We start from the raw sequence: 26,611 nt of genomic DNA on the forward strand, positions 1-26,611 counted from the left end.
GGCTGCTTGCTTGAATTCGACGGGATTCAACAAACAAAACGTTGCGTGGGCATGGAGGATTGTAATCGGAAAGCTAACCACGGCCATGCGTACGGCCCGCTGCACAACGAGCGGCTGGTGGGCGAGGCCATTGCTGGCCAGTGCGCAATTCACCGTCGCCACCAAGTTCGGCTTCGAGCCGGACGACTCCGAAACGCCCACCTGTACTACTGCTACAACGGCCGCCCCGAGCATGTGCGCAAGGCCGTCGAACGCTCCCTGCGCAACCCCGGCACCGACTACGTGGACTTTTACAACCTGCTCCGCCCCGACCCCGGCACCCCCATTGAGGAAACCGTAGGGGCCAGCTGCCGCCTCGTGGAAGAAGGCAAGGTGTGCTGCCTGCGCCTGAGCGAAGTACCCGTGGACATTCGGCGCCGGGCGCACGCGGCACACCCCATCACGGCCTTTGTAAACCGATTCGCGGCGCATGTTTCCGCGCTACCAGGGCGAAAACTTCTACAAAAACCTGGAGCTGGTCACCAAGCTCCGGACGCTGGCCACGGCCAAGGGCCTTACATCGGCGCAGCTGGCCCTGGCCTGGGTGCTGGCGCAGGGCGTGGTGGCCGTTCCCGGCACCAGGCGCCGCCCGTACCTGGAGGCCAGCCAACGTAGCCTCCGCCAGCCTGACGCTGACTCCAGCCGAGCTGCCCGAGCTGAAGGCTATTATGCCTGGGGGCAGCGTGGCGGGCACGGACTATCCGGCCGGTAGGTAAAGCCGACCTGCGCGAGATGTTCGGCGGCTTTGGCCGAGCGCCCCGCTGCGGCAGTACACGTAGGTGGGGGCCGATTTGTCAAGGCTGGCGACGCGCTAGGCAAAGTCGGGGGCGGGCACTTCGATGGTGACCGCCCCCGGCGGACTGCGCGGGCGTCATATTTCGAAAAGCCACGTCTTTCCCCTCGTGCTCCAGCACGATGCTAAGGGAGTCGGGCAAGTGGCCAGGCCTATTCAGGGCGCGAAAGGCGAGCTTGCCTACAGCAAAGGCGTCGCCCTCGTCAAAGGCCTCGTGGGCGTAATCAGCCCCCACTAGCTCGCTTACCCGGATAACGGCCCGGTGGCCTGGGTAATTTCCCGGTGGCAGCTCACGAAGTCGACATGGAGGTGGGGTTCGATGAGGGCCACTATTTTGGCGTCGTTGGCCTGGGCGAAGTCCTGGTAGGGCTGCGGGTCGCGGGCCGGGTCAATGAGGACGATTTAGCGGGCGCACTCGCTCAGAATGGCGTAGGAGAAGTGGGCCACGCCCCTGTCTTCAAACCGTTCGATTTTCATGATTTGCAACGAAAAAGGGGGTAAAAATAAGGGAACGAAAAAGCTGAACATGATTGGTTATGCGTGGTGAAACAGCAACTCCTTGGTTAGAATAAACGTGCCCATGGCCAGCGTAAACCAGCCGAAAGCCGGTTTCAGCTTCGCCCCCGGAATGAAGCGGGCCAGGTAGGTGCCCAGCACGATGCCGCCCAAGGCAAAGGCCAGAAAACCCAGTAAAAACGACCAGGCAATGGGCGTACCCGCGCTCAAATCACCGCTGAAGCCGATGAGCGAATTCAGGGCAATGATGGCTAGTGAGGTTCCCACGGCCAGCTTCATGGGCAGGCGCGCGCCCAGCACCAGCGCCGGAATAATGAGGAAGCCGCCGCCCGCCCCCACGAAGCCCGTGAGCGTGCCCACCACCAGCCCAATGCCCAGAATGAGCGGGTAGTTGAAGGCGTGCTTGGCGTGCAGTTCCTCATCCAACACGACTTCGGCCTGCTTGCTGCGAATCATGGAAGTGGCCGCCGCCACCATCAGCACGGCGAAGGCTACCAGTACCAGCAAATCTTTGGTGAAGACGATATGGCCCACCGTAAACAGCACGTGCGGAATGTCCGGCATGAGCACCTTGCGCACCAGGAACACCGCCATCAACGAAGGAATGAGGAACACCACCGCCGTGCGCAGCGACACCAGCCCCTTGCGAAAGTAGCCCGAGGCCCCCACTACCGACGTGCTGCCCACCACAAACAGCGAGTAGGCTGTGCTCAGCACCGGGCTCACGCCCATCAGGTACACCAGCACGGGCACCGTGAGGATGGAGCCGCCCCCGCCCATGATGCCGAGCGAAAGGCCAATGAAAATGGCGGCGAAGTAGCCGAAGTAGTGCAGCATGGTGGGTGGGAAGAAACGTATGAAATTATGATAGACTATTCATGTGTTCTGGCAAAAAAGTCGCGCCGCTTACAGAAACATGCACGCGGCCAGGCACTGTATCACGTCGATGACTTCGCGCATTTTCAGGGCGTAGTAGATGTTCTTGCCCTCGCGGGTGCTGCTAAGGATGCCCTTGAGTTTCATACCCGAGAGGTGGTGCGAGAGCAGGCTCTGCTCGACGTTGAGCTTTTCGCTGATGTCGGAAACCGACAGACTTTCCTGCGCGGCCAGCAGCTGCACGATGGCAATGCGGGTGGGGTGCGCCGTCGTTTTCAGAATGAAGGCCACCTTCTCCATCTTCTCGACGGAGAGGCCCATGTCAACGGTGGCAGCGGGGGTTGCGGTCATAACGAGCGCAAACTTATGAACAGTTGTTCATTTGTACAAGTCTAGTCCTTACCTTTGTTCCAGCAAGCGCATTTTTCACTGAACCAGTACCTTGCCCGGGCAGCCAAAGTGCCAGGGCAGCTTTTATGGACCATTTTTCTGTTTTCCGATAATGAACCGCAAGAACCTCACTTCATGGCTACCAATGGCCCTGTTGGCTTTCGTCCTGCTCACTCCGCTGCGGCCCATCGTGCTCGGTGGTTTGCAGCGCGGCCTGCTGGCCACGGGCCTTTGGAACGCCGATGCCCCCGCTGCCCCCGCCGCCGCAGTGCCGGTAGTGCTCACCGGCGGAGCCGCCTACCCCCACAACCTTCCCATGGTCACCCTCGACGGCAAGGCCGTCAACCTGAGCGACCTGAAAGGCAAAGTGGTATTCGTGAACCTGTGGGCCAGCTGGTGCCCGCCCTGCCGCGCCGAGATGCCGGGCATCGAAGCTCTGTACAAGAAAGTGGACCACTCGAAGGTGGCCTTCGTCATGCTCTCGCTCGATGACAATGCGGCCAAGGCCCGGAAGTTCGTGCAGGCCCAGGGCTACACCTTCCCCGTATACCTGCGCACCGGCGACCTGCCCGCGCCGTTTGATTCCAATTCCATCCCGTCCACCATCATCCTCGGCCCCGATGGGCAGGTGGCGGCCCGCCACGACGGCATGGCCGAGTACGACACGCCCGAGTTCGAAGCCGCGCTGGATAACCTGGGCAAGTCAACCAAGTAACGCGGCGCGGGCAATTGTCATCAGTTTGTCAATAGCATAGCCTTGCGATTTTATTAAAAAAGCCTGGCATTAGCCAGGCTTTTCGCTTTACTGAGAAATATGCTCGCCCTCGCTTTGGTGCTCAGTTTGGATGCCAACGCATCAGGTCGGACTGCGCCGAAGCCACAAACTGCGGCGGGCCCAGACCATCGACAGCCCGGACCGAGACCGAAGCGGGCCGCGGCGACCAGACCCGAAGCCCCCCCCAACGGCACCGCATAGAGCAGCGGTCCCCACGGCACGTACCCCAATTGGGTGATTTCGGGCTTCATACGGGTGGGCTTTAGGGTGGCCTGGCCGCCTGGATTATACAAAACACCTGCCGCGCAGGCGGCTACCGGCTTCCCAGTGCCACCTGCACCGACTGCCGGGCCACGATTTCCTCGTTGCCGGCTTTGAGCACCACGTCGTTGGCTTTCAGCGGGCCAAATACCTGCACCTGGCCGGCGTTTTCGTCGCCTTTCTGCACGTCCACCAGTTCGGTTTTGCCGTTGGCCACGCGGATGACGTAGGTTCGCTCGGCCGTGCTTACCACGGCCGACTTGGGCACATAGAGGCTCGTTTTGGGGGATTTGATGGGCAGGCTGGCCGCCGCGTACATGCCGGGCTTGAGCTGCTCCTTGGGGTTGGCAATGTCGATTTCCACTAATTCCGAGCGGGTGCCGGGCGTCACGTTGTCGGCCACCCGGTTGATGCGGCCGGTAAAGGCCTGCCCCGGGAAGGGCCGCACGTTGAACTGCACCGGGCTGCCGGCCTTGATGTCGCCCACGTAGGCTTCGGGCACGGCCAGGCGCAGGCGCAGCCGGTCAATCTGCTGAAGCTTGAACAGCGGCACCCCGTTCGGCCCGCCCGGCCCCACGAAGGCCCCGGCCGCCAGGCTGCGCTCGGTAATGACGCCGGCAAAGGGCGCGGTGATGCGCAGGTAGGCCGCCATCTGGCCGGCGGCCTGGTAGTGGGCGCGGGCCGCCGCCACGCCCAGGCTGTCGGTGGCGGTGCGGGCGCGGGCCTCGTCCAGGTTCAGTGGCGACACCGCGCCGGGCGTGCGGGCCGTCTGGCGCAGGCGGCGGAAACTGCCCCGGCTGGCGCTGAAAGTGGCTTCGGCCGTTTTCACCTTCGACAGGGCCTCGCTCAGCGCGGCCGTGAGCTCGGGCGCGTCCAGCTCGGCCAGCACCTGGCCCGCCCGCACGTGGTCGCCGATGTCGGCGTGCAGCGTCCGCACGTAGCTGCTCACGCGGGGGAAGATGTCGGTCTGGTAGTAGCTTTCCAGCTCGCCGGGCAGGCTCAGGGCCTGGGCCGGCTGGGTGGCCGTGACGCGCACGGCGTCGTAGCGCACGTCGGCAGTGGCGGGAGCGGCTTTTTCCGTCGGCGCAGATGCGGAGGTGTCGCTGGCTTCGGACGAGCTGCAGCTGCTGAAGGCGGCGGTGGTGACCAGCAGGCCGAGCGCGGCGAGAAAACGGAAATTGAGGGAGTTCATATGGAAAATGGATTTTAGCAGCACGTCATGCTGAGCGGAGCCGAAGCATCTCTACCGCTTCGCCCGAATCGTTACAACGAAGCAGTAGAGATGCTTCGGCTCCGCTCAGCATGACGGCCTTTTATTGTTCAAGCTGTTGTCATTTAGGCCATTTCGACCTCCGTGAGCGAGTGCTCCGTGATGGGCGCTTCCCGCCCGTCGTAGGCGGTGCTTTCGGGGTCGTCGGGGTCGAGGGAGACGGAGGTGAAGGACGTGTTGCGCTGCACGGCCGCAAACATCACGGGCAGAATGAACAGCGCCGCGATGGTCGAGGCCAGCAGGCCGCCAATCACGGCCCGGCCCAGCGGGGCCGACTGCTCGCCCGCCTCGCCCAGGCCCGAAGCCATGGGCAGCATGCCGGCCACCATCGCAATCGAAGTCATTAGGATGGGACGCAGGCGGGCGGCCCCGGCCAGGCGGGCGGCGGCCACCGCGTCGCGGTAGCGCAGGCGCAGGCTCTCGGCATTGGTGACGATGAGCACGGCGTTGGCCACCGACACGCCCACCGACATAATCACGCCCATGTAGGACTGCAGGTTCAGCGTCTGGCCCGTGAGCAGGAGCAGGGCCAGCGAGCCGGCCAGCACGGCCGGCACCGTCACGAGCACCACGCCGGCCACTTTTAGCGACTGGTAGTTGGCCGCCAACAGCAGGAAAATCACCACGATGGCCAGCCCCAGGCCGGTTTGCAGGCTGCTCAGCGTTTCGGTGAGCAGCTTGGCCAGCCCGCGCAGCTCCACGATGGAGCCTTTGGGCGGCGCGCCCACTTCCTGGATGGCCTTGTTCACGTCGCGGGTGGCGGTGCCCAGGTCCTGGCCGGTGATGTTGGCCGAGACGGTAATGATGCGGCGCGGACCGATGCGGTCGTACTGGCCGGGCACGGTGGCGGTGTGCAGCGTGGCCACGTCGCCGAGGGTGGGGCGCAGCTGGCCCGGCACCAGCGGCAGGTTCTGCATGTCAGCTTCCGATTTCATATTCTGCGAGGCCAGCTGCACCTGCACCTGGTAGGCGAAGCCCTTGCTCTGGTCGAGCCACAGGTTTTTGGCCGTGAAGCGGCTGGAGGACGTGGCCGCCACCAACGATTTGGCGATGCCTTCGGGCGTGAGGCCGAACTGGGCGGCGCGCTCGCGGTCCACGTTCACCTGTACGGTGGGGTAGCTCAGGGGCTGGTTAATGCGGACATCACGCAGGTAGGGAATCTGCCGGAGGCGGGCCACCAGCTTGTCGGCGTAGCCCTGGCCGTCCTGCAAACTCTTGCCGCCCACCAGGATTTCGATGGGCGTCTGCGCGCCCTGGCTCATGATTTTATCGGTCAGCTCGATGGGCTCGAAACTCAATTGCACGTCGGGCAAATGTTGGTGCACGGCCTGCCGGATTTGCTCCTTGAGGGCGTCCAGGTTCTGCACCTTGTAGTCCTCGGCCAGGTTCACCTGCAGGTCGGCCTCGTGGGGCCCTGAGTTGAACACGTACAGCGCGCTGGTGCCGTAGGAGCTGGGCGTCATGCCCACGAAGGCCGAGGTGATGCCCACGTTTTTCGGCCCCACAATCTGCTGAATCAGGCTGATGACCTCCTTGGTGCGGTCCTCGGTGCGCTCGATGCGCAGGCCCTCGGGGGCCACGATGCGCACCTGAAACTGCTTGGAATGGGTGATTTTGGGCATCATGTCCTGCCCGATGAAATAGAAGCACACGCCAATCACGGCCGCGCAGACCAGGCCGTACCCCGTGGCCACCAGAGCGCGGTGGGCCAGCAGCTTATCCAGTACGTGCAGGTAGTGCAGCTTCACCCGCTCGAAGCCGGTGACTTCCCTGGGATGGCGGTTTTCGTAGCCTTCCTGCTGGATATCGCGGGGCTTGGTCAGGTCGGGCAGCAGCGATAAATCGTGCGCCGTGGTGTGCTCGTGGCCCTTCAGCCACCAGTTGGCCACGACCGGCACGAAGGTTTGCGAGAGCAGGTAGGAGACGATAATCGAGAAGCCCACCGAGAGCGAAAGCGGAATGAACATGCCGCGCGGCACGCCACTCATCAGAAACGCCGGCGCAAACACGGCCAGGATGCTGAGCGTGATGAGCAGCAGCGGAAACGAGACTTCCTCGCAGGCATCGAGAATGGCGCGGGGCTTGGTTTTGCCCATTTCCTGGTGCTGGTGGATGTTTTCGATGACCACCGTGGCCTGGTCCACCAGGATGCCGATGGCCAGCGCCAGCCCGCTCAGGGTCATGATGTTGATGGTTTGCCCGGAAAGCTGCAGCAGCAGAATAGCGGCCAGAATCGAAATCGGAATGGTCAGAATCACGATGGCTGAGCTGCGCGCATCGCCCAGGAACAAGAACACCACCAGGCCCGTGAGCAGGGCCCCCAGCCCGCCCTCGAAGGCGAGGCTGTGCACGGCCTGGGTCACGTAGATGCTCTGGTCAAACTCGTAGCTGAGCTGCACGTTATCGGGCAGTAATGCCTTCATTTCAGGCAGCTTGGCCTTGAGGGCGCTCACCACGCTCATGGTGCTGGCATCGGCCGATTTGGTGACGGGGATGTACACCGAGCGTTTGCCGTTAATGAGCGCATACCCAACCGGAATGTCGGTGGCGTCTTCCACCGTGGCCACGTCGTGGATGAACACCGTGGGGCCTACGCCCTCTTTCAGGGGAATATCCAGGAAATCCGACACTTTATCGAGCACCGAGTTGCTGGGCGTCATCACCATGTAGTCGCCCATGCCCACCGAGCCGGCCGGCGACACTTGGTTGTTGCGCACCACGGCGTTCACGATTTCGTCGGGCGTGAGCTGGTAGCTCTTCATCTTGTCGGGGTCGACCTTGATGACCACCGTGCGCTCGTTGCCGCCAAAGGGCGGCGGGGCCGAGGCCCCCGGAATCTGCGAGAACAGCGGCCGGATTTTGGTCGAGGCCAAATCCTGCATCAGCCCCAGCGAGGCGGTGTTGCTGCTGAACACCAGCTCACCCACCGGCAGGCTGCTGGCGTCGAAGCGCACCACCGTGGGCGGCACCGTGCCCGGCGGCATGTAGCTCAGCACCCGGCTCACCTGCGAGGCCACTTCGCCGGCCGCCTGGGCCATGTTCACGTCCTCGTAGAAGGTGCATTTTACCAGGCACAGGCCCTGGATGTTCTTCACCTCCACGTCCTTGATGCCCGAGACGTAGAGCATCTGGTTCTGGTAGCGGGTGGCGATAAAGCCCTCCATCTGGGCGGGCGTCATGCCGCCGTAGGGCTGGGCGATGTAGATGGTGGGCAGGTTGAGCCGGGGAAAAATGTCGACCGGAATGCGCCCCAGCGCCAGCACCGAGAACACAACGATGCCCAGCAGCGCCACGATGACGGCAATGGGCTTGGCTAATGCAGCTTTTATCATGAGATTTTAGTGTGCGGTTAGCCTTCCGGCTACATGAAATCGTCCGTCATGCTGAGCGGAGTCGAAGCATCTCTACCGCTTCGTTGCAGTCAGCATTGATTACTTGCGCGGTGGAGATGCTTCGACTGCGCTCAGCATGACGTTCATAACTTATTCTCAAGCCTTACAATTGCCCCAGTAACCCGCCGAGATTGCCGGAGGTAGCGCTTTGCAGGAGCACGGCGCGCCAGAGGTTGTTGGTGGCCAGGGCCTGGTCGGTTTCGGCCCGGTTGAGGACGGTGATGGCCTGGGTGAGCACGAGCAGATTGTCGAGGCCGGCGTCGTAACGGGCACGGGCCTGGGTGTAGGCCTGGCGGGCGGCGGCTAGTTGGGCTGGCGCGGCCAGGGCCGTCTGGCGGGCCAGGTCGACTTGCAGGGCGGCGTTCTGTTGCTGGGTGGCCAGCTGCAGGGCCTGCTGGTCATACTCGGCCCGGGCCTGCTCCACGCGGATGCGCTGGGCCTGCGCGGCCCGGCCGGAGTGAATCAGCTCGGTGGCGCGCCAGGTGAGGGTGGCCCCCAGCATGTAGTCGTAGGCCTTAAAGGGCAGGCCCGCGCCGGGCGAGGAATTGATGTTGAAATCGCCCCGGTCGGTGGTGGCGTCCGATACGCCCGAGCCCCGGCCCCAGGTGGAGGCCAGCAGGTTCAGCGAGGGGCGCTTGTTGGCGTTTAGCAGGCTTACCTGCGCCTCGTTGGCCGTGATGCGGCGGCTGTAGGCGCGCAGCAGCGGGTTGTTGGCGCGGGCGGTGTCGCCGGCGGGCGGACCGGCAGCCACCTGCGGCAGGTGCGAGTAGAACTGCATCGAATCGAGCTGCACGTCCTGGGCCGGCTGGCCCAGCAGCCCGGCCAGGCGGGTGCGCTGCTCGCGGGCCTGCTGCCGGGCAGCCAGCACCTGCAGGCGGGCGCGGGCCACTTCGGCGTTGGTGGTCGAAGAATCGATGCCCGCCCGGATGCCGGAGCGCGTGCCCGCCCGAATGACCGTGGCCAGGTTTTCAGCCCGCGTCAGGTTGGCGCGCTGCAAGGCCACCGATTTTTCGGCCCCCAGCGCCAGTAGGTAGGCGTCGGCCACCTGGGTCTGGTACTCGAACACTGACTGGTCGAAATCGGCCTGCGCGGCCGATACGGCAGCTTCGGAGCGTGCCTCATCAGCCCGGTAGCGGCCGAAGGTCACGGCCGGCCACTCAATCACCAGCGCCCCAAGGCTTGAGAAGTTGGTGCGCCCGTCGTAATCGGTGGTTTTGATGCCGCCCGAAATCGGGATGGCCACCCCGCCGATGAAGGCCCCGCGCACCTGGTTCATGGTCGAGTTCACGGCCTGCAGCTGGGCGCTCACCTGCGGCAGGAAGGCGGCGCGGTTGGTGCGCACGTCGGCCTGGGCGGCGCGCACGGCGGCCTGTTTGGCGCGCAGGGCGGGGTAGTTGGCCTGGGCCACTTGCAGGGCCTGCGGCAGGGTGAGGGGCCGGGGCAGCTGGGGCAGCTCGCGCGGCTGCTGGGCCCGGGCGGCGGGGGCGGCCAGCAGCCCGGCGAGGACCAGGGGAAAGAGGTTTCTCAGCTTCATGCCGCAAACCTCCCGCGCCGGTATTAGAATAAGATTGGAATCAGATTAGAAGTTATTAGAAAATGTCCGAAGCAGACGTAAGGCCTGTTTTGCCGTAAGAAACTAGCCGCTTTTCTTCTTGCTATGCCCGACCCGCTTTCCCTCACCGACCGCCTGGCCCTGCAACGCACGCGGCTGGCCAATGAGCGCACTTTTCTCACCTACGTGCGCACCAGCCTGGCCATGGTTGGCTTCGGGCTGGTACTGTTGCAACTGCACCCGGTGCGGGCGGGCGGGCTGGGCTACGCGGCCCTGCTGGCGGCTGGCATTGTCATGCTCATCGGAATCTTCCGGTTCCGGCAGCGGAGGCGGGAAATAGAATCCTGTTGACGGGGCTTAGGCCGCGCTCAGGCACCGAGCAGCGGCAGCCAGACCTCTGCCACGGTGCCACCGCCCGCCCGTGGCAACAGCCGCAGCCGGCCGCCGTGCCGCTCAACAATGCGCTGGGCCAGCGTCAATCCAATGCCGAAGCCCGGCACCGCGCCCACGTCGCGGCCCCGAATCAGGGGCTCGAAAATCCGCGTCAGCTCATCGGGGGCAATGCCGGGGCCCTGGTCCTCCACGCACAGCCGCACGGCCCCGGGCTCCGGGGCGAGTTGCAGGGTGAGGGCGACGGGCTGCCCGGCCGAGTATTTCGCGGCATTGTCGACCAGGTTGCCCAGGGCGGTGCGCAGCAGGTGGGCGTGGCCCAACACCCGCGGGGCCGCCGCCTGCCGGGCCACGGCATCGGCCACGCGCAGGTTCAGGAGCAGGTCCGGGCGCTGGTGCTGGATAGTCGCCATTACATCCATCAGCACGTCCATGAGCTCCAATGGCTGACCGGCGAGGCGGGCCTGGGTGCCATCGAGCTGGGCCAGCTGGAGCAGGCCGTTGGCCAGGGCCGTGAGCTTATCCAGCTCGCCGATGGCCTGCCCAATGCCTTTTTGCAGGCCGGCCACGTCCGTGTCGTACGCGAGCGAGGTTTGCAGCCAGCCCTTGATGGTGGTGAGCGGGGTGCGCAGCTCGTGCGAGGCCTGCGAGATGAAGTCCCGCTGGTTGGCGACCAGCGTTTCCTGCCGGGCCAGCAGCTCGTTGAAAGCCCCGGCCAATACGCCCACCTCGTCGTGGGCATTCACCGGCCGCAGCCGGAACCGCAGGGTGTTGGCCGCGGCCGAGCGCAGCTGCCGAATCAGCAGCGTGACCGGGGCCAGCGCCCGGTCGGCAAACAGCGAGCCCAGCAGCGCCAGCAGCACCAGCGCCCCCAGGTTGCCGTAGAGAAACGAGCGGAACAGCGTGTGCTGCTGGGCATAGCCCTCCAGGTCGTAGGCCGTCACCACGGCCACGTACTGCCCGGCAGCATCGGGCCGGCGGTAGGCCAGGGCCACGCCTTCCTTCGGCCGGGCGTGCGCCGGGCTGGCGTAGCTAAACGCGACGTGCCCGCGCTGCCGCACCCGCGCCAGCAACGCGGCCGAGGGCCGGAAGTCGTTCGCCGGCTCGCTGGCGTACACCCGCTGGCCGCCCGGCCCGAACACCTGCTCCACCTGCTCGGGCAGCGAGATGATAACCTGCCCGGCAATGGCGTCGTCGAGGGCCAGAATCTGCTGGGTCACGGCGGCCTTGCGGGCCAGGCGCTCGGCAAAGGTGTGCTGCCGGAACCGGGCGTTGCTGCTGTACACGTAAGCCGAAAAGGCCAGCAGCAGCGCCCCCACCAGCCCCGCGAACCAGAGCAGCAGCTTGTGCTTTATCTGCAGCCCGCTCATCCCTGCAAGAGGTAGCCCGCGCCCACCACGGTGTGCAGCAGCTTCTGGTCGAAGCCCTTATCGACCTTCTTGCGCAGGTAGTTGATGTACACGTCGATGATGTTGGTGTTGGTGTCGAAGTGCAAATCCCAGACTTTTTCGGCAATGTCGATGCGGCTCACCGTCTTGCCCTGGTTCACCAGCAGGTATTCCAGCAGCGAGTATTCGCGGGTGGTGAGCTCGATGCGCTGGCCGGCGCGGGTCACGGTGCGGGCGTCGGTGTCCAGCACCAGGTCGGCCACGCGCAGCACGGCCCGCTGGCCGGCGTAGTTGGCCCCGCGCCGGGCCAGCGCCCGGATGCGCAGCAGCAGCTCCCGAAACTCGAAGGGCTTCACCAGGTAGTCGTCGGCCCCCGCGCCGAAGCCACTTTCCTTGTCCTGCAGGCCGTCCAGGGCCGTGAGCAGCAGCACCGCCTGCCGGGGCGAGTGCTGCTTGATGTAGCGGCACAGCTCGAAGCCGTTCATGCCCGGCAAATTCACGTCGAGCACCACCACATCAAACGGCTGCTGGTCGAAGAGCCGCTGGCCCATCAGGCCGTCGTAGGCCACCTTCAGGTCGTAGCCCTCGCTCTCAACGCCTTTTTGGATAAACGACGCCAGACTGGCTTCGTCTTCAACAAGTAAAATCGTCATGAGGCAAAGGTCCGCAGCCCGGAGGGTAGCCAGGATGAAGAGAAATTCTACTTGGCTTTGTAGGGCAGCAGCCGGCCGATGTCGGGCGCACCATTCAGGTGCTCGCGCAGCTGCTGGCGCACCTGGCCCGGGCCCAGGCTCAGGCCGTGGCCATTGTCGCCCCGGGTTATGGCAACTGCCGGCGTCGCGGTCATCGCCGGTGTTGAGGTACATTTTAAAGCTCACCGGGTATTAGGGAGTAGGGGGCGCAGCACTGTCGGCGGCCGAGGCAGCGCGCTGGGCGGTGGCGTCAAAAAAGGCCAGCTGTTCGCGGAACTGCGCCAGCACTTCCGCACCGGGGAAAATGTACTGGTTGGCCCCGGTGCCGATGTCGATGCGCACAACCTCGGTGGGCACGCCGAGGGCGCGCAATACGCGCTGCGTCAGGCGCGGTTCTTCGCGCTTGAGCTTGCCGTTTTTCAGGTTGACTACGTTTGTATAGGTGAGGCCATGTTGCGCGCAAAAGCCGGTTAAGCTGCCCTGGCCGAGCATTTTCAGGCGATGCTGCACGTAGCGCAGGCACTCGGGGTAGGGGGCCAGCAGGGTAATGTCGAAGAGGCCGAGGGGAGCGGAAGGTGTCATATAAATGTTGCCTACTACGGAAGAATACCTCAGCAAAGGATGCGCCGAACAGCTTCTCTAATAGTTAGTCCGTCTGCATCCACCGCAAATATGACGGAAAATGCAGACGGACCAATATGGCTGCTAAACCCTGCCTGTACTCTATTTCCAAAAGACAACCAGGAGACTGGCAATAACAAGAATTCCTACCTAATTATCAGCACTGGGATAATCAACTTTGCATCAACTCCCTTCATTTCTATTGCAGCGCCTCACCACCCCGGCCCCGATTGCGACGGCCGTCGCCAATGACTCTCTCGGCTTCAGCGACGTGGTAGCGGGGACCAGGAACCTGGTGGCCAACATCCTCGAAACGCTCAGCTCATTCAAGTTCACCCGGCTGATGACGCGGCTGTTCACGGGCACCTCTGTGATGCTGATTCGAGAAATCATACTCTTTATCCGGCTGTTCGTGCTCGGGTTCCCTACGTCTGCGGGCCAATTGCTATGAGCTTGTCCGTGGTGCCTTCGTTCGGGCGGCTTGCCATTAAGTGGCTGCAGAACCGCATCGGGGTGCCCGTTCTGGTCGCTCTCCTTCGTGCTGCTCGCTACGCTGTACCCCGACTACGTAGCTACGCCCACGGCCCAGTCGGGCAGCGGCAGTGGCGGGGTCTTCAGTCCCATATCCGGCCAGGTCAACCCGGCGGCCGAAGCCAGGTTCATGATAATGAGCTTGGCCTTTCGTGCTGTTCTACTGTATGGGCCCTACTTGACCAGCCTCTTCATTAGCTCCTGAGCCGTGCGGGGCTTCGCCGGTTCGATGATGGGCAGGGCCATCGGAGCCGCCAGCACGCCGGCTGGTGTGGTCGCGCCGGGGCCGTAGCCGGCGCAGTGGGCTGCGCCCTGGGAAACGGCAAAGGTGGCAGAGGCGGCCCGGGCAGCGGGGCCCGTAGCGCAGGCGGCAGTGTGCCTCTGGTCTTTGGACCTCCTGACGGGGCTCATTCTTTCTCACCTAACCCACCTCACCATGCTTAAAACCACTTTTTATAAGCTGGTAATTTCGTTTTGTACAACTGATTCGTTGGTGGCCTGCCAATCCTGTTCGGATAAAGCGGCCGAAGTCGATGCCCAAATTTTGACGAAAACGGCCGTAAAAGTGGCCAGCTCCCCGCGGAAAAAAGCCCGCCAAGGCGCCTGGGAAGCGGCTACTACCTTCCCCGGCCCTGTTGCCGGCGGCCATGGCCCTGCCCGCCGGCGTGAAGCAACTGCTGCCGGCGCAGGGCTCCCTGGAACTGGTTCGGCTATCCGCAGAAGGTCGAGCCCGCCCTGGTGCGTTTGCCTGGCCTTTGGGCCTCGCTCAACCGAACTATCTCCAGGTCGCCCCCGGCTACTGCGTTCCGTTTGAGGAAGTGGTACGCTGGAAGCCTACTGGCTACCGCCCGGGCAAGCGGGTACCAGCTACTATCTGCGCAGTATTCGCCTAATGGGTGGGACGCGCTGGCCGGCTGGCCGGTGGTCACGCTGCCCCTGCGGCCCTGACCGGGGCAGTCGGGAAGCAATGTCCAATTCACTCCGAATTCTTATGAGCACTGTCAAAGGTTTAAACGCCTCCATCACGACAATGCGCGACGTGGCCCTGGCCGGCGTGCTGGGCCTCATCGTGGTGGTTATCGGTTCCGGCGTCATGGTGTACCGCATCAATGAAAACGCCGGCCGGCGCGTGTACGTGGTCAGCGCCAACGGCTCGGTGGCGGCTTTGGCCCTGAAAGAAGCGGTGCATACCTCCTTCGAGGCGCGCAACCTGGTTAAGTCCTTCATGTAAACCATGTTTGGACACGACCAATACACTTTCAAGCAGCGCCTCGATGCCGCCCTACCCCCGATTGAAAGGCGTGGGGGCCGGCGCATTTTCGAGGGCTTCACTCAAGGCAGGGCGCTACCGAACTACCAGCGGCTACTCGGCCCGTAATGTAGTGGACGTGGATAGCACCTGCCTGAACGTGGAACAGCGCCCCTACTCAAGCTTGGTGTACACCAAGCAGCGCATTTTCATTGGCGACCAGCAAAAGCCCTGCCCACGGCGGCCGATTGAAACCGACCGCTCCGACGCCAACCCCTACGGCCTGCACATTACCAACTTCGACTACGTGGCCTATAACCCACCCTCTTCGCAGGAAAAAAAGGACGCTTTCGAACAGCATTAGCGGCATAGACAGCACTGCCTGAGCCTGGCCTGAACCCGGCTATCGGACCAACTCCGGTCGCTCCGGCCCTGGCCGCCAGGGCTTGTGAAAGCTGCCTTTTTCCACTTCTCTACTTTTCCACTTCTCTTCTAGTAATGCGTATTCCTTTTTTCATTTCCGCGTTACTGGCCATCCCCGGGGCCACCGCGCAAATCTTGCCGTCACCACCTGACCGGCCCGTACCAGCCTCTGCCGCTATAGTTGCTTCTGAAAAATCACAGAATGTGTCCGTTTCGGGTAGCCCGACTACCTAATTTGAGCTGCGTAACGCAAACTATTTCAAACAGATGCATGCGAATGGGCATTAGGAAGCGGAAAGTACCTCTCGCCGGCGTTGACAGCTTTCGGCCCCCATCCACCAACGGTGTAGTTGAGGGCGCGCGCTCAACGGTTAGCTGCGGTATTCCGGCGAGCTACCAGCGCAGCTGCGACGACACTTCCGTAAAAGCATTTTGCCCCTCCAGCTGCGCTCTTACCAACTCGTAAGAAGTGGGCTGCAAATCGGCCACAAATTGCTGGGCTCCGCTCAGCATGCGGATGTACAGGCTGGGCTCGCTTTGCCGGCTCAACCGGCGCAGGGCATCCAGGTAGCCTTCGCGGGCGTGAGTGGTGATGATTATCCGACACTGGCCGGCGCTGACCAGCTCGGCATTCATCATCAGGCGGGCCAGCCGGCCGTTGCCGTCATCAAACGGGTGGACCTCGCTAACCATGAACATCATGAACTGGGCCCGGGCCAGCGGCTCACTCAGACTGCGGTACAGCTTAAAGCCCTCGTGCAGGGTGCCGCGCACCAGGCCAGGGTCCACGAAGCTGGTCAGCCCGGCCTGGTTGGCGTACTCTTTCCACTGGCCGGGGCGCTTGTCGGGGCGGGCACGCATCAGCTGGGCATGTCGCCGCTGCAGGATGGCCAGCAAGTCCTCGGCCGATTGCGGGACTATCCGCATCTCGGCCACGTTGCTACAGAGTTGGTAGGTGCTCAGCACATCGTGCGAATCGGCGTGCCGGCCGCCTATCAGCTGGCCGGTTTCTACCATCCGGCGCGCCTCATCCACCTGAAATTCGGTGCCTTCAATGAAATTGGAAAAATAGGCCTCGAAGAAAGCTACCGTATAAAACGCGGGGGCCTCGGGCGCGGGGTCGGGCCGCTGCGGCAGCACCGCCGCGTGCAGCGCACTGAGCAGCGTGGTGAACAGGGCCAGCCGGCCGGCATCGAAGGGCAGCCCCAGCGCGCGGGCGCGGGCCACGGGGGAGGTCAGAATTTTGCTGGACTGGGTAGTCAGCAGCGCTCCCGCAAGGCGTTGCAGCAAGGCCAGCTCCGCGGGCCACTCCAACGCGTCGGCTACTTCGCGGGCCTGGTCGCGCAGCACATTCAGGCCCTCCTCGCCCCGGATGCGCAGCACCATTTCCAGCCGTTCCTCCACGTTTTCAATGGGCAGTGCTTTGCTCACCCCGCCTTTGCGGACGCGGGCGGGCTGCAGGTTTTCCAGCAGCCCCCGGGCTTCCGACGCAAAAAGCAGGGTGCCATCCCCGAACGGCGCATCGCTGGGCAAGGGGCCGGGTCCTTCCAGCAAGTGCACGACCAGGCCGGGCAACCCCACGTTGCGGGTATACTTGTAGGTCAGAAACAAGTGCCCCTCGGCCGAGGGCTGGCCTTCCAGCTGGGAGCGGTGGCTGATGAGCGCGCCGGGAAAAAGGTGCTGCACCACCGGCAGCCAGTTCTTGCGAATCAGCGTTTCCGGTGGGGTAGTTAAGTCCGATGAATAGATGCGGGACGCTACCTCGCGCAACTCGCCCCGCTGGCGGGCTCCCCGAATCTGGCGGTTCAGGGCCGGGTCAGATGTGCTGAATACCAGCAGGGGCCAACGCACATTTTTTTCCATTAAGCGGCCCTGGTCAGGGCGTATTGTCTGTTTCTTTAGATTAAGGTACGAATTACAGCGTTTTCTTTCGATTAGCGCTCATTCGTATCGGCAATAAGCGCTAGTTAACACGGGCTCGCCCAGACGACCAGCGCGCTTCAGGCGGATAAGAAGGCGGTGAGGTTACCCGAATAGGTCAGCGCCAGCTGGTGCATGGCCCGGGTGCACGCCACGTAGAGCATGCTTTTATCGACTTCGGTTTGATAGTTCCGGGCCGAGGCAAAGGGCACGATGACCTCATCGAACTCCAGTCCCTTCGCCAAATGCGCCGTGGTGATGATGATGCCTTCTTTAAAGGTCGTGGATTCCTCCGTCAACAAATGAACGCCGGGCGCTTCCAGCGCCTGATATACCGTTTCGGCCTGCCGAAGCGTTTTGCAGATAATGCCCAGGGAATGGTTTCCGGAGCTTTGGAAGGCGGTGAGCAGCCGCTGGATGGCCTGCAATTCCTCGTCCTGGCTGGCAAAATGCGCCACAACGGGCTCCTGACCATGCCGTTCCAGGGGGATGATGTGGGGGTTTGGCGTGATGCGCTGCGCGAAGGCCGTAATCTCAACGGTCGAACGGTAGCTGCGGTACAGCTTGACGATATCGGCCTGTGGAAAGACGCGCTCGATGGTTTCGGCCGAGGACGAGCTGTACGGATTCACCGTCTGGCTGACATCGCCGAGAATGGTCTTGCGACACAGGAATATGCGGGACAATACGGCGTATTGCACGGGGGTATAATCCTGCATCTCGTCCACCAGCAGGTGCTTCACATGGTCGAAGGTGCTGATGCCTTCCAGGCGCAGGCGCAGGTAAATCAGGGCAAAAACGTCCGCATATTCTAGGTGCAGCCGGTGGTCAATCCGGAAGAGTTCGGGCTTACCCAGCCAGCGATAAAAGTCCTGGTAGAGGTCCAGCACCTGGTGGAACTTGAACATGCGGGGAATTGCCTCTCCAATTGTGGCTTTCTCCTGCCCGGTCAGCTTGCGGCGGGTGGCGTCGCGCACATAGGCCCGCACCTCTTCGGCCACCAGCGCAAATCGTTTCAGGAGCGGCACCCGGTGGAAGGTCTTGAACTTCGCCAGCAGGAACGGCAAGGGGACAAGGGTTTGGCCCACCCGCAGCTCCCTAACCGTGAAGTAGTTGTTCTCAATGTAGATAAGGTATTGGTTGAGCTGGCTGAGGAACTCAAACGATGATTTGAACCGGATGCGCTCAATGAACGCTGCATCGTGATTGTCCAGCAGCGCGGAAACCTGTTCGAAAAAGGTCTGGAACGAGTACCGGTGGTCGAGCAGGTCGGCGGCCAGCTCTTCCATGCCCAGCTCGGGAATGTGCTCTTCCCCCAGCTCGGGCAGCACGTTCGAGATGTAATCGGCGAAGACCTTGTTGGGCGAAATAATGAGCACGTCTTTGGCCGCAATCGTCTCCCGGTAGCGGTAGAGCAGGAACGCAATCCGATGCAGGGCAATCGAGGTTTTGCCCGAGCCGGCTACCCCCTGAATGACCATCACCGACGCGGTTTCGTTGCGAATCACCGCGTTCTGGTCCCGCTGGATGGTTGCGACGATGTTCTTCAGCTTGTCGTCGGAGGACTTCGCCAGCTCGCGTTGCAGCACGTCGTCGTGAATATTCACGTCGTTTTCCAGCATGAACTCCATTCGGCCATCCCGGATTTTGTATTGCCGCTTGAGGTCGATGGTGCCCTGAATCACGCCGGAAGGCGTGGTGAAAGAGGCTTCCCCCAGCTCAAAGTCGTAGAACATGGACGCGACCGGGGCGCGCCAGTCGTAGATGAGGCTCCGGCGCTGCTGCTCGTCCAGGAAGGAATAAACGCCGATGTACACCGGCCATTTCTCCTTTCCCTGGGGAGTGAAATCAATGCGGCCGAAGTACGGGGACTGGCCCAGCTTGAGGAGCTTGCGTTTGCGGGCCACGGCGGCTTCGCCCGTAAAAGCCATTCGGTTGATGGATTGGCCGGCGGCGACCATATCGGCATCATCCATGCCCGACTGGTGCTCGTGGATGTACTGCTTTTTATCCCGGAGCTCGTCGGAAAACTGTCTAACGTCGCCGTCAATCCGCCGAATGGCCAGCGTCAGCTTCTCCTTGATTTCTTCCAGATATTCTCTTTCTTCCTGCGGTGTTGCGTTCATCCCGGGCGGCTTTTGGAAATAGCCCGCAAAGGTGAGCGTAAATTTCGTTGCGGCGAAGCGTTTTGCTCGGTTGAGTCGGCGCAGGGCCTTCCGGCAACGCGGCAGGGCTTTTATTCCTCGGATGGGTAACCCTCCCTTTTCACCCTGGGTGTACAATCCCAGGGGAAGCTGGCGTATCTTTTGGACCTGCTTATTTCGCCAGCTTATGGCTCAATTACTCCACGGCAGCGCCCGCACCACGCCGACGACACGAAGCGAGTTGCCGCGTAGTACGGAAAGCCCATCCGGCCCCCGCTGACGCGAATCAACCCATTACTGGTCTTGGTTAAAAGTTTGGTCCAAAAATTAACCGAGCTGCCGGGTGCCGGCACCTGCGCAGCGCTTGCCTACGGGGCTGACAGCGGTTTCTTACAAAGCACCGGTGGGGCCCAGGTACCCCTTGTTGAGTCGGCCTCTGCTACCCCTGGTTCACCGATTGGGGCAGTTTACAAGCTCACCGGCCGCCTGTACCACTACCAGCGTGTGGCTCGTTGCGTGCCTGCCTGGTCCGGCGTAAAGGCCAGGGCCTCGCAAACAGCGGGGCTTTTTACTTTTGTAAGCATTTTTTTTACTGATAAGCAGAAAAAGAAAATCGGGTTAGTAGGCGGGATTAGCTGGGTGTCCACGCTGGACTATTACAGGCTTATCAACGAGGGAGTTAATACCAGACTGGGGGGGGGCTACACTTTGCCGAATGTCTGCTCTACTCCCTAAACTTTGCCGATGCGCAGGCGGTGACCTGGGAAAATGCCTACGAACTGCTGCGGGAGGCGTGTGACAACCTGAAACGGGGCAATGCCGAAGCCATCGCGCTGTGCGCGAATACGGCTCATTTGTTTGCAGGCCGGCTAGAGGCGGAACTGCACCTGCCGTTCATTCACATCGTAACGGAAACGGCCCAGGTCTTACGGCGTGAAGGCCATACCACCATTGGGCTGCTGGGCACAAAAATGACGATGGAAATGCCCTTCTACCGGGACAAATTGGCCGCCTTCGGGATAAAAGCGCTAACGCCCCAAACGCAGGCAACGCGCGACTACGTGCAGTTTACCGTGAAGGAGGAATTGGGCCGAGGGCTACTAAAGCCGGAAACAAAAGAGCGCTACGTTGCTATTGCGCAGGAGCTGGTGAGCAGCGGAGCAACCGCCATTGTACTGGGCTGTACGGAGATTCCCTTGCTGATTAGCCAAGCTGATTTTGCCGAGGGGTGTTCGATACGCTCAAAATTCAATCCGATGCTATTGTGGACTACATGGTGTCGTAAGTTGTTTCTGCTTCCTGCTTAAAAAACGCACGCTTCCCCGTTTGCTACACCAATAGTTGACAGAGGCAGGCTCCGCAAGGTGCACCTTCCTGAACTTATCGTAACTTATAAGCCATCTCTGCGAAGACAGTTGTCAAAATCATTAACATCCTTTACTTATCCTCGGAGGCTACTGTCAGTCGGTCATAAGGACCGATAACATTCACTTATCGGTCCTTATGACGTAGCTTTGAAAACCGGTCAAACGAACCCATTTTACTCCTATAGTATATAGCTACCGTGAGCACCGTTCCTGTTGTCCCGATTTCGCCCACCGCCCAGGTCCCGGCTCACCTGGTCGAATCCACCAGCCGCTACGTTGAGTCCGGCCTGCGCGGCGCGGCCAATACCCAGCGTGCTTACGCCGGCGACTGGCAGCGGTTCACGACCTGGTGCCAGGCGAACCAGCTGGCATCGCTGCCCGCCCCGGTCGAAGCGCTGGCCGGGTTTCTCACCGAGCTGGCCGACGCCGGCAAGAAGGTGGCCACCATCCAGCGCCACGTGGCGGCCATCGCCAAGGCCCACGAGCTGGCCGGGCTGGAGTCGCCCTCAGCCGACAAAAAAATCAAGGTGCTGCTCAAGGGCATCGCCCGCGAAAAGAAAACCCGCATCAAGCAGGCCGCGGCCTTCACGCTGGTCAGCTTCAAGCGCACCATTCGCGCCATCGACGTGACCACGCCCACGGGCTTGCGCAACCGGGCCCTGCTGCTGCTGGGCTTCACCGGGGCTTTTCGGCGCTCCGAACTGGAGGCGCTCAACATCGAGGACTTGGCCTTTGATGAGGAAGGGCTGATTATTTCCTTGACGAAAAGCAAGACCAATCAGTTGGGGCAGGCCGAAGAAAAGGCGGTTTTTTATTCGCCCGACCCGCAACTATGCCCCATTCGCTCGCTGCAGGCCTGGCTACGGGTGCTCGACCGGGCCGAAGGCTGCGTGTTTGTGTCGCTACGCAAGAACCAACAGCTCACAACCCGTCGGATGACCACGAAGTACATCAACCTAATTGCCCAGCAGTACTTGGGCAGCGGGTACACGGCGCACTCCCTGCGGGCTTCATTCGTCACCGTGTCCAAGCTCAATGGCGCCGACGACAGCAAGGTGATGAACCAGACCAAGCACAAGACGAGTGCGATGATTCGCCGCTACACCCGCCTTGACAACGTCCGCCAGCACAACTCAGCGAAGGAGCTGGGGTTGTAATTTCACCAAACTGGTTTGTTAAAGTTGACGCGTAGTTGACTCCTTTTGCTCATCACTTGCGCCGCGAAGCTACGCGGCGAGCCCGCTGCCAAAAACGCCCCGGCCATTTAGGGGCTACCCACGCCAAAGCCCGCCCCGTCAGCAACAAAACGCCCGGCAGCCCCACCGACCCGGAGGCGCGCATTTCGGTCAAGCCGGATAAAATGCGGGCCCTCACCTACCTCTGTAGCGTAGCCGTGGACACGGCCCAAGGTATCATTAGCCAGGGGCCGGCCGGTTTGGCCGACCGCCGCGACAGCGTCCTACCTGCCCCGGTGGCTGACGGGCTTGCAGCAGCAGCTGTGCCCCAGGAGCTGCGCCTGCGCAAGGCGCTGGCCGATGCGGGGCACGCGAACGGCCCCAATGATGCGCTGTTGGAACAGCAGCAGGTCATTGCCTGGATACCCGTCTTCGGCAAATACAAGTCGGCGGTCGAGGGCTTCCCATAAGAAGCCCAAATCGATACGTACCAGTACCCGGCGGGCAAGCCGCTGTCCTTTGCCAAAGTGGCAACAGCCGCGAGCGTTTTTCGGAGCCAACACAGTTCACGAAACACTGTGTTCCTTGAGCGGCCGACAGGAGCACCCGGGTTCGCGCACGCGCAACGACTAATTCGTTTGTTCTGGCGGTGCCGTTCGAACGCGGTGGAATCGCCTTCCCGTCCATTGCGGGAGGCACACGTCTCGGCTGGGAAGGGCCGCCGTTGGGCCATTGGATTATGAGTATATTTACCCTGTACCCTTTAGCAAGATAACTCATGCAAACGGCCCCCTTTTATAGCCGCTTGGCGCACCACGTGGGGAGCGTGGCCGTTTGGCATGACAACGAGGCGTGCCCCCTGGGCCAGCAGATTGCCCTGGTGGACCGCAATTCGGGCCAGGACCACCTGCGCGCCCATTGCAAACGATGCGTGCAGCTTAACCAGCCCGTTATGCTGTTTCACCTCAGCCAAGGCGCTTATTCCGATGTCTTGGCCGGAGTCATCGAATCGATGACCGCGGCACGCGTGGTGGATTAGACAGGCAGTTGGAAAGAGTCTTTAAAAGTCACGGGTAGTCACGATGTTCAAAGCAGATTCCTTTGTTGAACACGTTGGGCACCCACTCAAAGGCCCCGAAAACGCGGATTTCGGGGTCTTTTTTCGGCGAGTAATTTGAACGCCTGTCAATGCTGGTTTTAGCTTAACGTGCTATTCTTTCCGTTTTCTGAGTAGCCCCCTTGATACTCTCCTAATTCTGAAACTGCCTCACAGAAAAAGGTCCCGGCTTGCGAGCCGGGACCTTTCGATTTCGAAGCAAGAACAAACCAACAGGCTATTCCAGAATAACTTTGCGGGTGAAGGCCTGGCCGGGCAGGGTAACGCGCAGGGTATAAAGGCCCGGGGCCAGGCCAACGGTGGAGAGGGCTTGTTCCGAGGCTCCGTTCAGGACCTGAGTCCGCACTACCTGGCCCAGGGCGTTAAGCAGCGCGGCCTGGCCGGTGCTGTGCGGGCCACTCAGGCGCAGGGTCAGCTGGCCGGTCCCGCTTGGGTTGGGGAAGACGCGCAAGGCCTCCGCTTCCGCTTCGGCGTGGGCAGCCAGCAGGTTGGTGGCCGTGATGGTGAAAGGGCCGGGCGTGTCGGAGCTGCCGTAGCCGCTCACGGCCACGTAGTAGCGCTGGCCGGGGGTCAGGCCCGTCAGGGGCACCGGGCCTACGTTCGTGTTATTGCCCACGCCCTGGCAGAAGACTTGGTTGAAGGGCCCGGCCGAGCAGCTGGGACTGGTAAACACGCGCACCATGCCCGCGGCAGTGCCCGTGAGCGTGAGGGTCGTATTCGGGCCGGCCGGCGCGAAGCTGAACCAGACATCCTTGGGCAAGGCCGCCGGTGAACAGGCCGGCGTGTTGATGCCGGTCTGGAAGCTGGTGGTGCCCCCCACGTTCGAGCTGCTGAGCGGGGCGCTCCCCAGCGGCAGGGCATTGCAGGGCTCGTCGTTGGCCGGAACCCCCTGCGTTGTGGTAAAGCAGAACGGGCCAATCAGGTTGCTGCTGCCGTTGGTGCCGCCGCACACCTGCTGCAGGTAGAAGCAGTACCCGGTGGCCGGGCTCAGGCTCGTCAGGGTGGTGCTCGTGCCCGTCAGGCCCGTGAGCGTGGTGCCCCCGGTGCCGGTGGGCGAAAAGCCATTCAGGCCGTAGATGAGAGTGTAGCTGCCGCCCTGAGCGGGTGGCAATGCCCAGCTGAGCGTAGCCGTGGAGGGGGTGAGCGCACCCGCGCCCAGGCCGGTGGGCGCGGCGCAGTTGGGCACCGGCATGGCGCAGATGGTGAAGCTATCCAGCGGGTTATCGAAGACCAGGAACTCGCTGACCCGGACGAAGTACGTGGTGCTCGGCGTCAGGCTCAGCAGGTCCAACGGCGAGGCCGCCTGGTTGTTGGTCGAGCCCGAGCAGCTCAGGTACGTGAGCGGGCCGGCGCAGGCCGGGCCGGAATAGGCGGTCACCACGCTGGCCGTGGCCCCGGCAACGGTGATGCGCACCTGGGTGCTGGTGGGCCCGGTAGCGGCCGTGGTGAAGGTGAACCACACGTCGTTGGGCCGGGGGTTGTTGCCGCAAAGCACGTTGGCACTGCCGGAGGCGTACACGCTGGCGGGCGTGGTCGTGGCCCCCAGGTTGGTGGTGGAAAGCGGCGAGCACACGTTGCTGAGCGTCAGCGGCGTGGCCCCGCAGGGCTCGTCGTTGGTAATTTGGGTGCTGAACGCGGCCGGGCCGGCGAGGCCGGAGTTGACCCCGGCCGCACAGTTGAGCAGCACGTAGTACTGATAAGGCGTGCCCGACGTTAGGCCCGTGGCCGTGAACGGGGGGCCACTCAGCCCTGCGGCCGTCACGTAGGCATTGGTGGGCGAGCTGGCCTGGGCGGGGTCGAAGCCGGTGGGGCCGTACAGCACCGTGTACGTGCCCGTGCCCCCGGTCAGCCAGGTGACGGTGGCCGTGGTGGTGGTCGGAGCCGTGGTGGTCGTGAGGTTGGCCGGCGTCAGGCAGCCGGTGGCCACCGCCAGCCGGACGTTATCTAGGCCAATGTCCGTGTTGTCGAAGAAGGCGTGGGAGCGGAAACGCACCACCGCCGTGGCCGAGGTGCTGCTGATGGGCAGCACATGGGTCGTAAACCTTGGGCTGAGGTGGTAGCCCCCGAGGGTGGTAAACGTGGTGCCGCCATCCGTCGAAAGCTGCACCAGCAACGAGTCCGGTCCGTCAACGTTGACGAAATCGAAGCTCAGACGCTTGGGGCCGGGGGTGCTCAGGTCCACGAACAGGTCCAGGGTACTGATGGTGTCGTGGCCGGCGAACGTATGGAATGTGGCAGAGTGGGCTCCCAGGCTGCTCGCGGGAGAATAGCCGCCGAGCCCCACGAATATCCAGTTGGCACTGGCGCCATCATCGTCGCGCCGCCAGGAGTCGGGGCCCGTCGCGGGGGTGTTGCGCCAGCTGTTGGAAGGGGTATCATGCGTGGCGCACAAGCTGAGCCAGGTATTTTCAAAGCTTTCCAGGAAGGGCAGCGTCGCGAAAGTCGGCGCGACAATGGTCACGGTCACGCCCACTGGGGCGGAAATGGCCGACAGGTTGGTGGCCAGGCAGGTCACCTGGGCGCGGTACTGCGTCATGACCGTCAGGTTGCTCACCGTAAAGGTCGTGTCGGTGGCCCCGCTGATATTGTTCCAGGTTGCCCCGTTGTTGGTCGAGGACTGCCACTGGTAGCCGATGCCCTCGCCGATGGTTTTGCCCGTCAGCGAGAGCGTAGGGCTCACCGCAGCGCACGCCGTAGTGACGCTGGCATGGGCTGCGCCGGCCGTGGGCGTGCCCGTGCAGGTGGTGCTCAGGCTGACGGCCATGACGTTGAGTGTGCCCGAGGTGGACGTTTTAGTCACGTCGATGCGCTGAATTACTTTGGCATAATTCCCGGGAGCAAGCGCGAGCCGGACCTGGTAGAGACTTGGTTCGGCGCTGTCATTGTCGATGGAGTTGTCGTCGTAATTTACCCGTCCAACGCCCCGTAAGACGACGGGATGGCCACCATACCAGTCATCTATATTTTGCCCGGAGAATACCTGGGTGGTTTGGTCGGTAAACGTGACGGTGAACGTAGCGGTGCTGGCACCATTGCCGGACGTGGCCAGCAGATAGACGGACCCGGCCGACTGCGGCGTGGCCAGGGTGAGTGCACCCGTGCCCGTGCCCAGGATGCGCAACGAGTTGTTGGCCGTGTAAGCGGCGAGTTGGAAGCTCAGCCCGCCGGTGGTGGCACTGGAAATGAGCCCGGTGGCGGGCAGCGACACAAAGGGACTGCTACCAGCTGGGTTAACAAAATCAGGGGCCATGAAGGCGAAGCGACCATTCACCGGTCCTCCGTCCACGTCGGCGGTAGTTGAGGAGCTGACGGTGCCAACGCCATTGGCCACCACATCGGCCGTGAAGCCGGTGACGACGACGGGCACGTACGCCGCCTGAGCGGGAGTGATGAGGCCCAAGCTGGCAACGCACAGCAAGGGCGCTATTAAGCGGGGAAAAAGTCTGTTCATTCGCAAATAATAAAGGGTGAGGGAAAAGAGGGGGTGAGGAACAACAGCATGAAACTGCCAGTCGGGTCCATAAATCTATTATCCAATCAAACGTACTTGCATCAGTTAACTGAAGAATCATATTATACTAGGACGTGTGAACAATTAAGGTAGCTTTGAAGATGCAAAAAGACCGCACATTCCTGACCGACCCGCACTGGCAACGCCTTTCGCCACTCTTGCCGGGCCAAGCGAATGCCTGCGGCGTGACGGCCAAGGACACGCGCTTGTTCGTGGAGG

General features: G+C 62.4%; 25 protein-coding genes and 1 pseudogene. 12 read left to right on the forward strand and 14 right to left on the reverse strand.

Features of this window, described 5'->3' with window-relative positions:
• Positions 1 to 51: 51 nt before the first annotated feature.
• The 3 genes and pseudogenes from J4G38_RS29255 to J4G38_RS23760 all read left to right on the forward strand — a co-directional run.
• Positions 52 to 405 (forward strand): annotated as a pseudogene (locus tag J4G38_RS29255) (aldo/keto reductase); the annotation flags it as partial.
• A 64-nt stretch (positions 406 to 469) separates the two neighbouring features.
• Positions 470 to 751, forward strand: a complete 282-nt coding sequence (locus J4G38_RS23755) for an aldo/keto reductase (protein ID WP_226163753.1) — start codon at positions 470 to 472, stop codon at positions 749 to 751.
• Positions 752 to 1,114: 363 nt separating this feature from the next.
• Positions 1,115 to 1,333 carry a hypothetical protein gene (locus J4G38_RS23760; RefSeq protein WP_210521410.1) on the forward strand — a complete coding sequence of 73 codons (219 nt, stop codon included), beginning with the start codon at positions 1,115 to 1,117 and terminating at the stop codon, positions 1,331 to 1,333.
• 33 nt (positions 1,334 to 1,366) lie between these two features.
• Here J4G38_RS23760 and J4G38_RS23765 read toward each other — a convergent pair whose 3' ends face one another.
• Together J4G38_RS23765 and J4G38_RS23770 are read right to left on the reverse strand one after the other, a co-directional pair.
• Positions 1,367 to 2,185 (reverse strand): sulfite exporter TauE/SafE family protein, encoded by an 819-nt coding sequence (locus J4G38_RS23765; protein WP_210521411.1) that lies wholly within the window; start codon positions 2,183 to 2,185, stop codon positions 1,367 to 1,369.
• 69 nt (positions 2,186 to 2,254) lie between these two features.
• Positions 2,255 to 2,575, reverse strand: a complete 321-nt coding sequence (locus J4G38_RS23770) for an ArsR/SmtB family transcription factor (RefSeq protein WP_226163755.1) — start codon at positions 2,573 to 2,575, stop codon at positions 2,255 to 2,257.
• 184 nt (positions 2,576 to 2,759) lie between these two features.
• Between J4G38_RS23770 and J4G38_RS23775 the strand changes: the two genes are divergently transcribed.
• A complete protein-coding gene (locus J4G38_RS23775) occupies positions 2,760 to 3,329 on the forward strand; it encodes a TlpA family protein disulfide reductase (protein WP_226163757.1) in 570 nt (189 codons plus the stop codon).
• Positions 3,330 to 3,382: 53 nt separating this feature from the next.
• On the opposite strand, the gene J4G38_RS23780 is transcribed toward J4G38_RS23775, so the two are convergent.
• From J4G38_RS23780 to J4G38_RS23795, 4 genes are all read right to left on the reverse strand, one after another.
• Positions 3,383 to 3,640 (reverse strand): hypothetical protein, encoded by a 258-nt coding sequence (locus J4G38_RS23780; RefSeq protein ID WP_210521413.1) that lies wholly within the window; start codon positions 3,638 to 3,640, stop codon positions 3,383 to 3,385.
• Between the two features lie 62 nt (positions 3,641 to 3,702).
• Positions 3,703 to 4,842, reverse strand: coding sequence for an efflux RND transporter periplasmic adaptor subunit (locus tag J4G38_RS23785; protein WP_210521414.1), 1,140 nt, complete (start codon positions 4,840 to 4,842; stop codon positions 3,703 to 3,705).
• Between the two features lie 143 nt (positions 4,843 to 4,985).
• The gene (locus J4G38_RS23790; RefSeq protein ID WP_210521415.1) at positions 4,986 to 8,252 is read right to left on the reverse strand and encodes an efflux RND transporter permease subunit; all 3,267 of its coding nucleotides are present in this window, start codon (positions 8,250 to 8,252) and stop codon (positions 4,986 to 4,988) included.
• A gap of 163 nt (positions 8,253 to 8,415) precedes the next feature.
• Positions 8,416 to 9,846, reverse strand: coding sequence for a TolC family protein (locus J4G38_RS23795; RefSeq protein ID WP_210521416.1), 1,431 nt, complete (start codon positions 9,844 to 9,846; stop codon positions 8,416 to 8,418).
• A 123-nt stretch (positions 9,847 to 9,969) separates the two neighbouring features.
• On the opposite strand from J4G38_RS23795, the gene J4G38_RS23800 reads away from it, so the two are divergent.
• The gene (locus J4G38_RS23800; protein WP_210521417.1) at positions 9,970 to 10,215 is read left to right on the forward strand and encodes a DUF202 domain-containing protein; all 246 of its coding nucleotides are present in this window, start codon (positions 9,970 to 9,972) and stop codon (positions 10,213 to 10,215) included.
• Between the two features lie 17 nt (positions 10,216 to 10,232).
• Here J4G38_RS23800 and J4G38_RS23805 read toward each other — a convergent pair whose 3' ends face one another.
• From J4G38_RS23805 to J4G38_RS23820, 4 genes are read right to left on the reverse strand one after another with little or no spacing between them, the layout of a single operon-like run.
• A complete protein-coding gene (locus J4G38_RS23805) occupies positions 10,233 to 11,624 on the reverse strand; it encodes a HAMP domain-containing sensor histidine kinase (RefSeq protein WP_226163759.1) in 1,392 nt (463 codons plus the stop codon).
• Positions 11,621 to 12,295: a response regulator transcription factor gene (locus tag J4G38_RS23810; protein WP_210521418.1), complete on the reverse strand. Its 675-nt coding sequence runs from the start codon at positions 12,293 to 12,295 to the stop codon at positions 11,621 to 11,623. Before J4G38_RS23810 ends, J4G38_RS23805 begins: the two co-directional genes overlap by 4 nt.
• Before the next feature lie 47 nt (positions 12,296 to 12,342).
• A complete protein-coding gene (locus tag J4G38_RS23815; protein WP_210521419.1) occupies positions 12,343 to 12,489 on the reverse strand; it encodes a hypothetical protein in 147 nt (48 codons plus the stop codon).
• A 37-nt stretch (positions 12,490 to 12,526) separates the two neighbouring features.
• Entirely contained in the window at positions 12,527 to 12,916 is a 390-nt protein-coding gene (locus J4G38_RS23820) for a hypothetical protein (RefSeq protein WP_210521420.1), read from the reverse strand.
• A gap of 241 nt (positions 12,917 to 13,157) precedes the next feature.
• Between J4G38_RS23820 and J4G38_RS23825 the strand changes: the two genes are divergently transcribed.
• Positions 13,158 to 13,406, forward strand: a complete 249-nt coding sequence (locus J4G38_RS23825; protein ID WP_226163761.1) for a hypothetical protein — start codon at positions 13,158 to 13,160, stop codon at positions 13,404 to 13,406.
• 254 nt (positions 13,407 to 13,660) lie between these two features.
• Here the strand turns inward: J4G38_RS23825 and J4G38_RS23830 are convergent, their stop codons facing one another.
• Positions 13,661 to 13,897: a hypothetical protein gene (locus J4G38_RS23830; RefSeq protein ID WP_210521422.1), complete on the reverse strand. Its 237-nt coding sequence runs from the start codon at positions 13,895 to 13,897 to the stop codon at positions 13,661 to 13,663.
• Positions 13,898 to 14,477: 580 nt separating this feature from the next.
• Here J4G38_RS23830 and J4G38_RS23835 point away from each other — a divergent pair.
• Together J4G38_RS23835 and J4G38_RS23840 are read left to right on the forward strand one after the other, a co-directional pair.
• A complete protein-coding gene (locus J4G38_RS23835) occupies positions 14,478 to 14,717 on the forward strand; it encodes a hypothetical protein (RefSeq protein ID WP_210521423.1) in 240 nt (79 codons plus the stop codon).
• 43 nt (positions 14,718 to 14,760) lie between these two features.
• Positions 14,761 to 15,099 (forward strand): hypothetical protein, encoded by a 339-nt coding sequence (locus J4G38_RS23840; RefSeq protein WP_210521424.1) that lies wholly within the window; start codon positions 14,761 to 14,763, stop codon positions 15,097 to 15,099.
• A 452-nt stretch (positions 15,100 to 15,551) separates the two neighbouring features.
• Here J4G38_RS23840 and J4G38_RS29070 read toward each other — a convergent pair whose 3' ends face one another.
• Both J4G38_RS29070 and J4G38_RS23850 read right to left on the reverse strand, forming a co-directional pair.
• A complete protein-coding gene (locus J4G38_RS29070) occupies positions 15,552 to 17,009 on the reverse strand; it encodes a Fic family protein (RefSeq protein WP_210521425.1) in 1,458 nt (485 codons plus the stop codon).
• 149 nt (positions 17,010 to 17,158) lie between these two features.
• A complete protein-coding gene (locus tag J4G38_RS23850) occupies positions 17,159 to 19,204 on the reverse strand; it encodes a HelD family protein (RefSeq protein ID WP_210521426.1) in 2,046 nt (681 codons plus the stop codon).
• A 773-nt stretch (positions 19,205 to 19,977) separates the two neighbouring features.
• Here J4G38_RS23850 and J4G38_RS23855 point away from each other — a divergent pair.
• The 4 genes from J4G38_RS23855 to J4G38_RS23870 all read left to right on the forward strand — a co-directional run bounded on the left by J4G38_RS23855 (position 19,978) and on the right by J4G38_RS23870 (position 22,803).
• Positions 19,978 to 20,529: an aspartate/glutamate racemase family protein gene (locus J4G38_RS23855; protein ID WP_317198230.1), complete on the forward strand. Its 552-nt coding sequence runs from the start codon at positions 19,978 to 19,980 to the stop codon at positions 20,527 to 20,529.
• A 257-nt stretch (positions 20,530 to 20,786) separates the two neighbouring features.
• Entirely contained in the window at positions 20,787 to 21,746 is a 960-nt protein-coding gene (locus J4G38_RS23860; protein ID WP_226163764.1) for a tyrosine-type recombinase/integrase, read from the forward strand.
• A 56-nt stretch (positions 21,747 to 21,802) separates the two neighbouring features.
• Positions 21,803 to 22,234 carry a hypothetical protein gene (locus J4G38_RS23865; RefSeq protein ID WP_210521427.1) on the forward strand — a complete coding sequence of 144 codons (432 nt, stop codon included), beginning with the start codon at positions 21,803 to 21,805 and terminating at the stop codon, positions 22,232 to 22,234.
• Between the two features lie 308 nt (positions 22,235 to 22,542).
• A complete protein-coding gene (locus J4G38_RS23870; RefSeq protein ID WP_210521428.1) occupies positions 22,543 to 22,803 on the forward strand; it encodes a hypothetical protein in 261 nt (86 codons plus the stop codon).
• Between the two features lie 295 nt (positions 22,804 to 23,098).
• Here J4G38_RS23870 and J4G38_RS23875 read toward each other — a convergent pair whose 3' ends face one another.
• The gene (locus J4G38_RS23875) at positions 23,099 to 26,332 is read right to left on the reverse strand and encodes a T9SS type A sorting domain-containing protein (protein WP_210521429.1); all 3,234 of its coding nucleotides are present in this window, start codon (positions 26,330 to 26,332) and stop codon (positions 23,099 to 23,101) included.
• Positions 26,333 to 26,611: the final 279 nt, after the last annotated feature.

The sequence above is a fragment of the Hymenobacter terricola genome, from assembly GCF_017921975.2.
In the GTDB taxonomy this organism is placed as follows: Bacteria; Bacteroidota; Bacteroidia; order Cytophagales; family Hymenobacteraceae; genus Hymenobacter; species Hymenobacter terricola.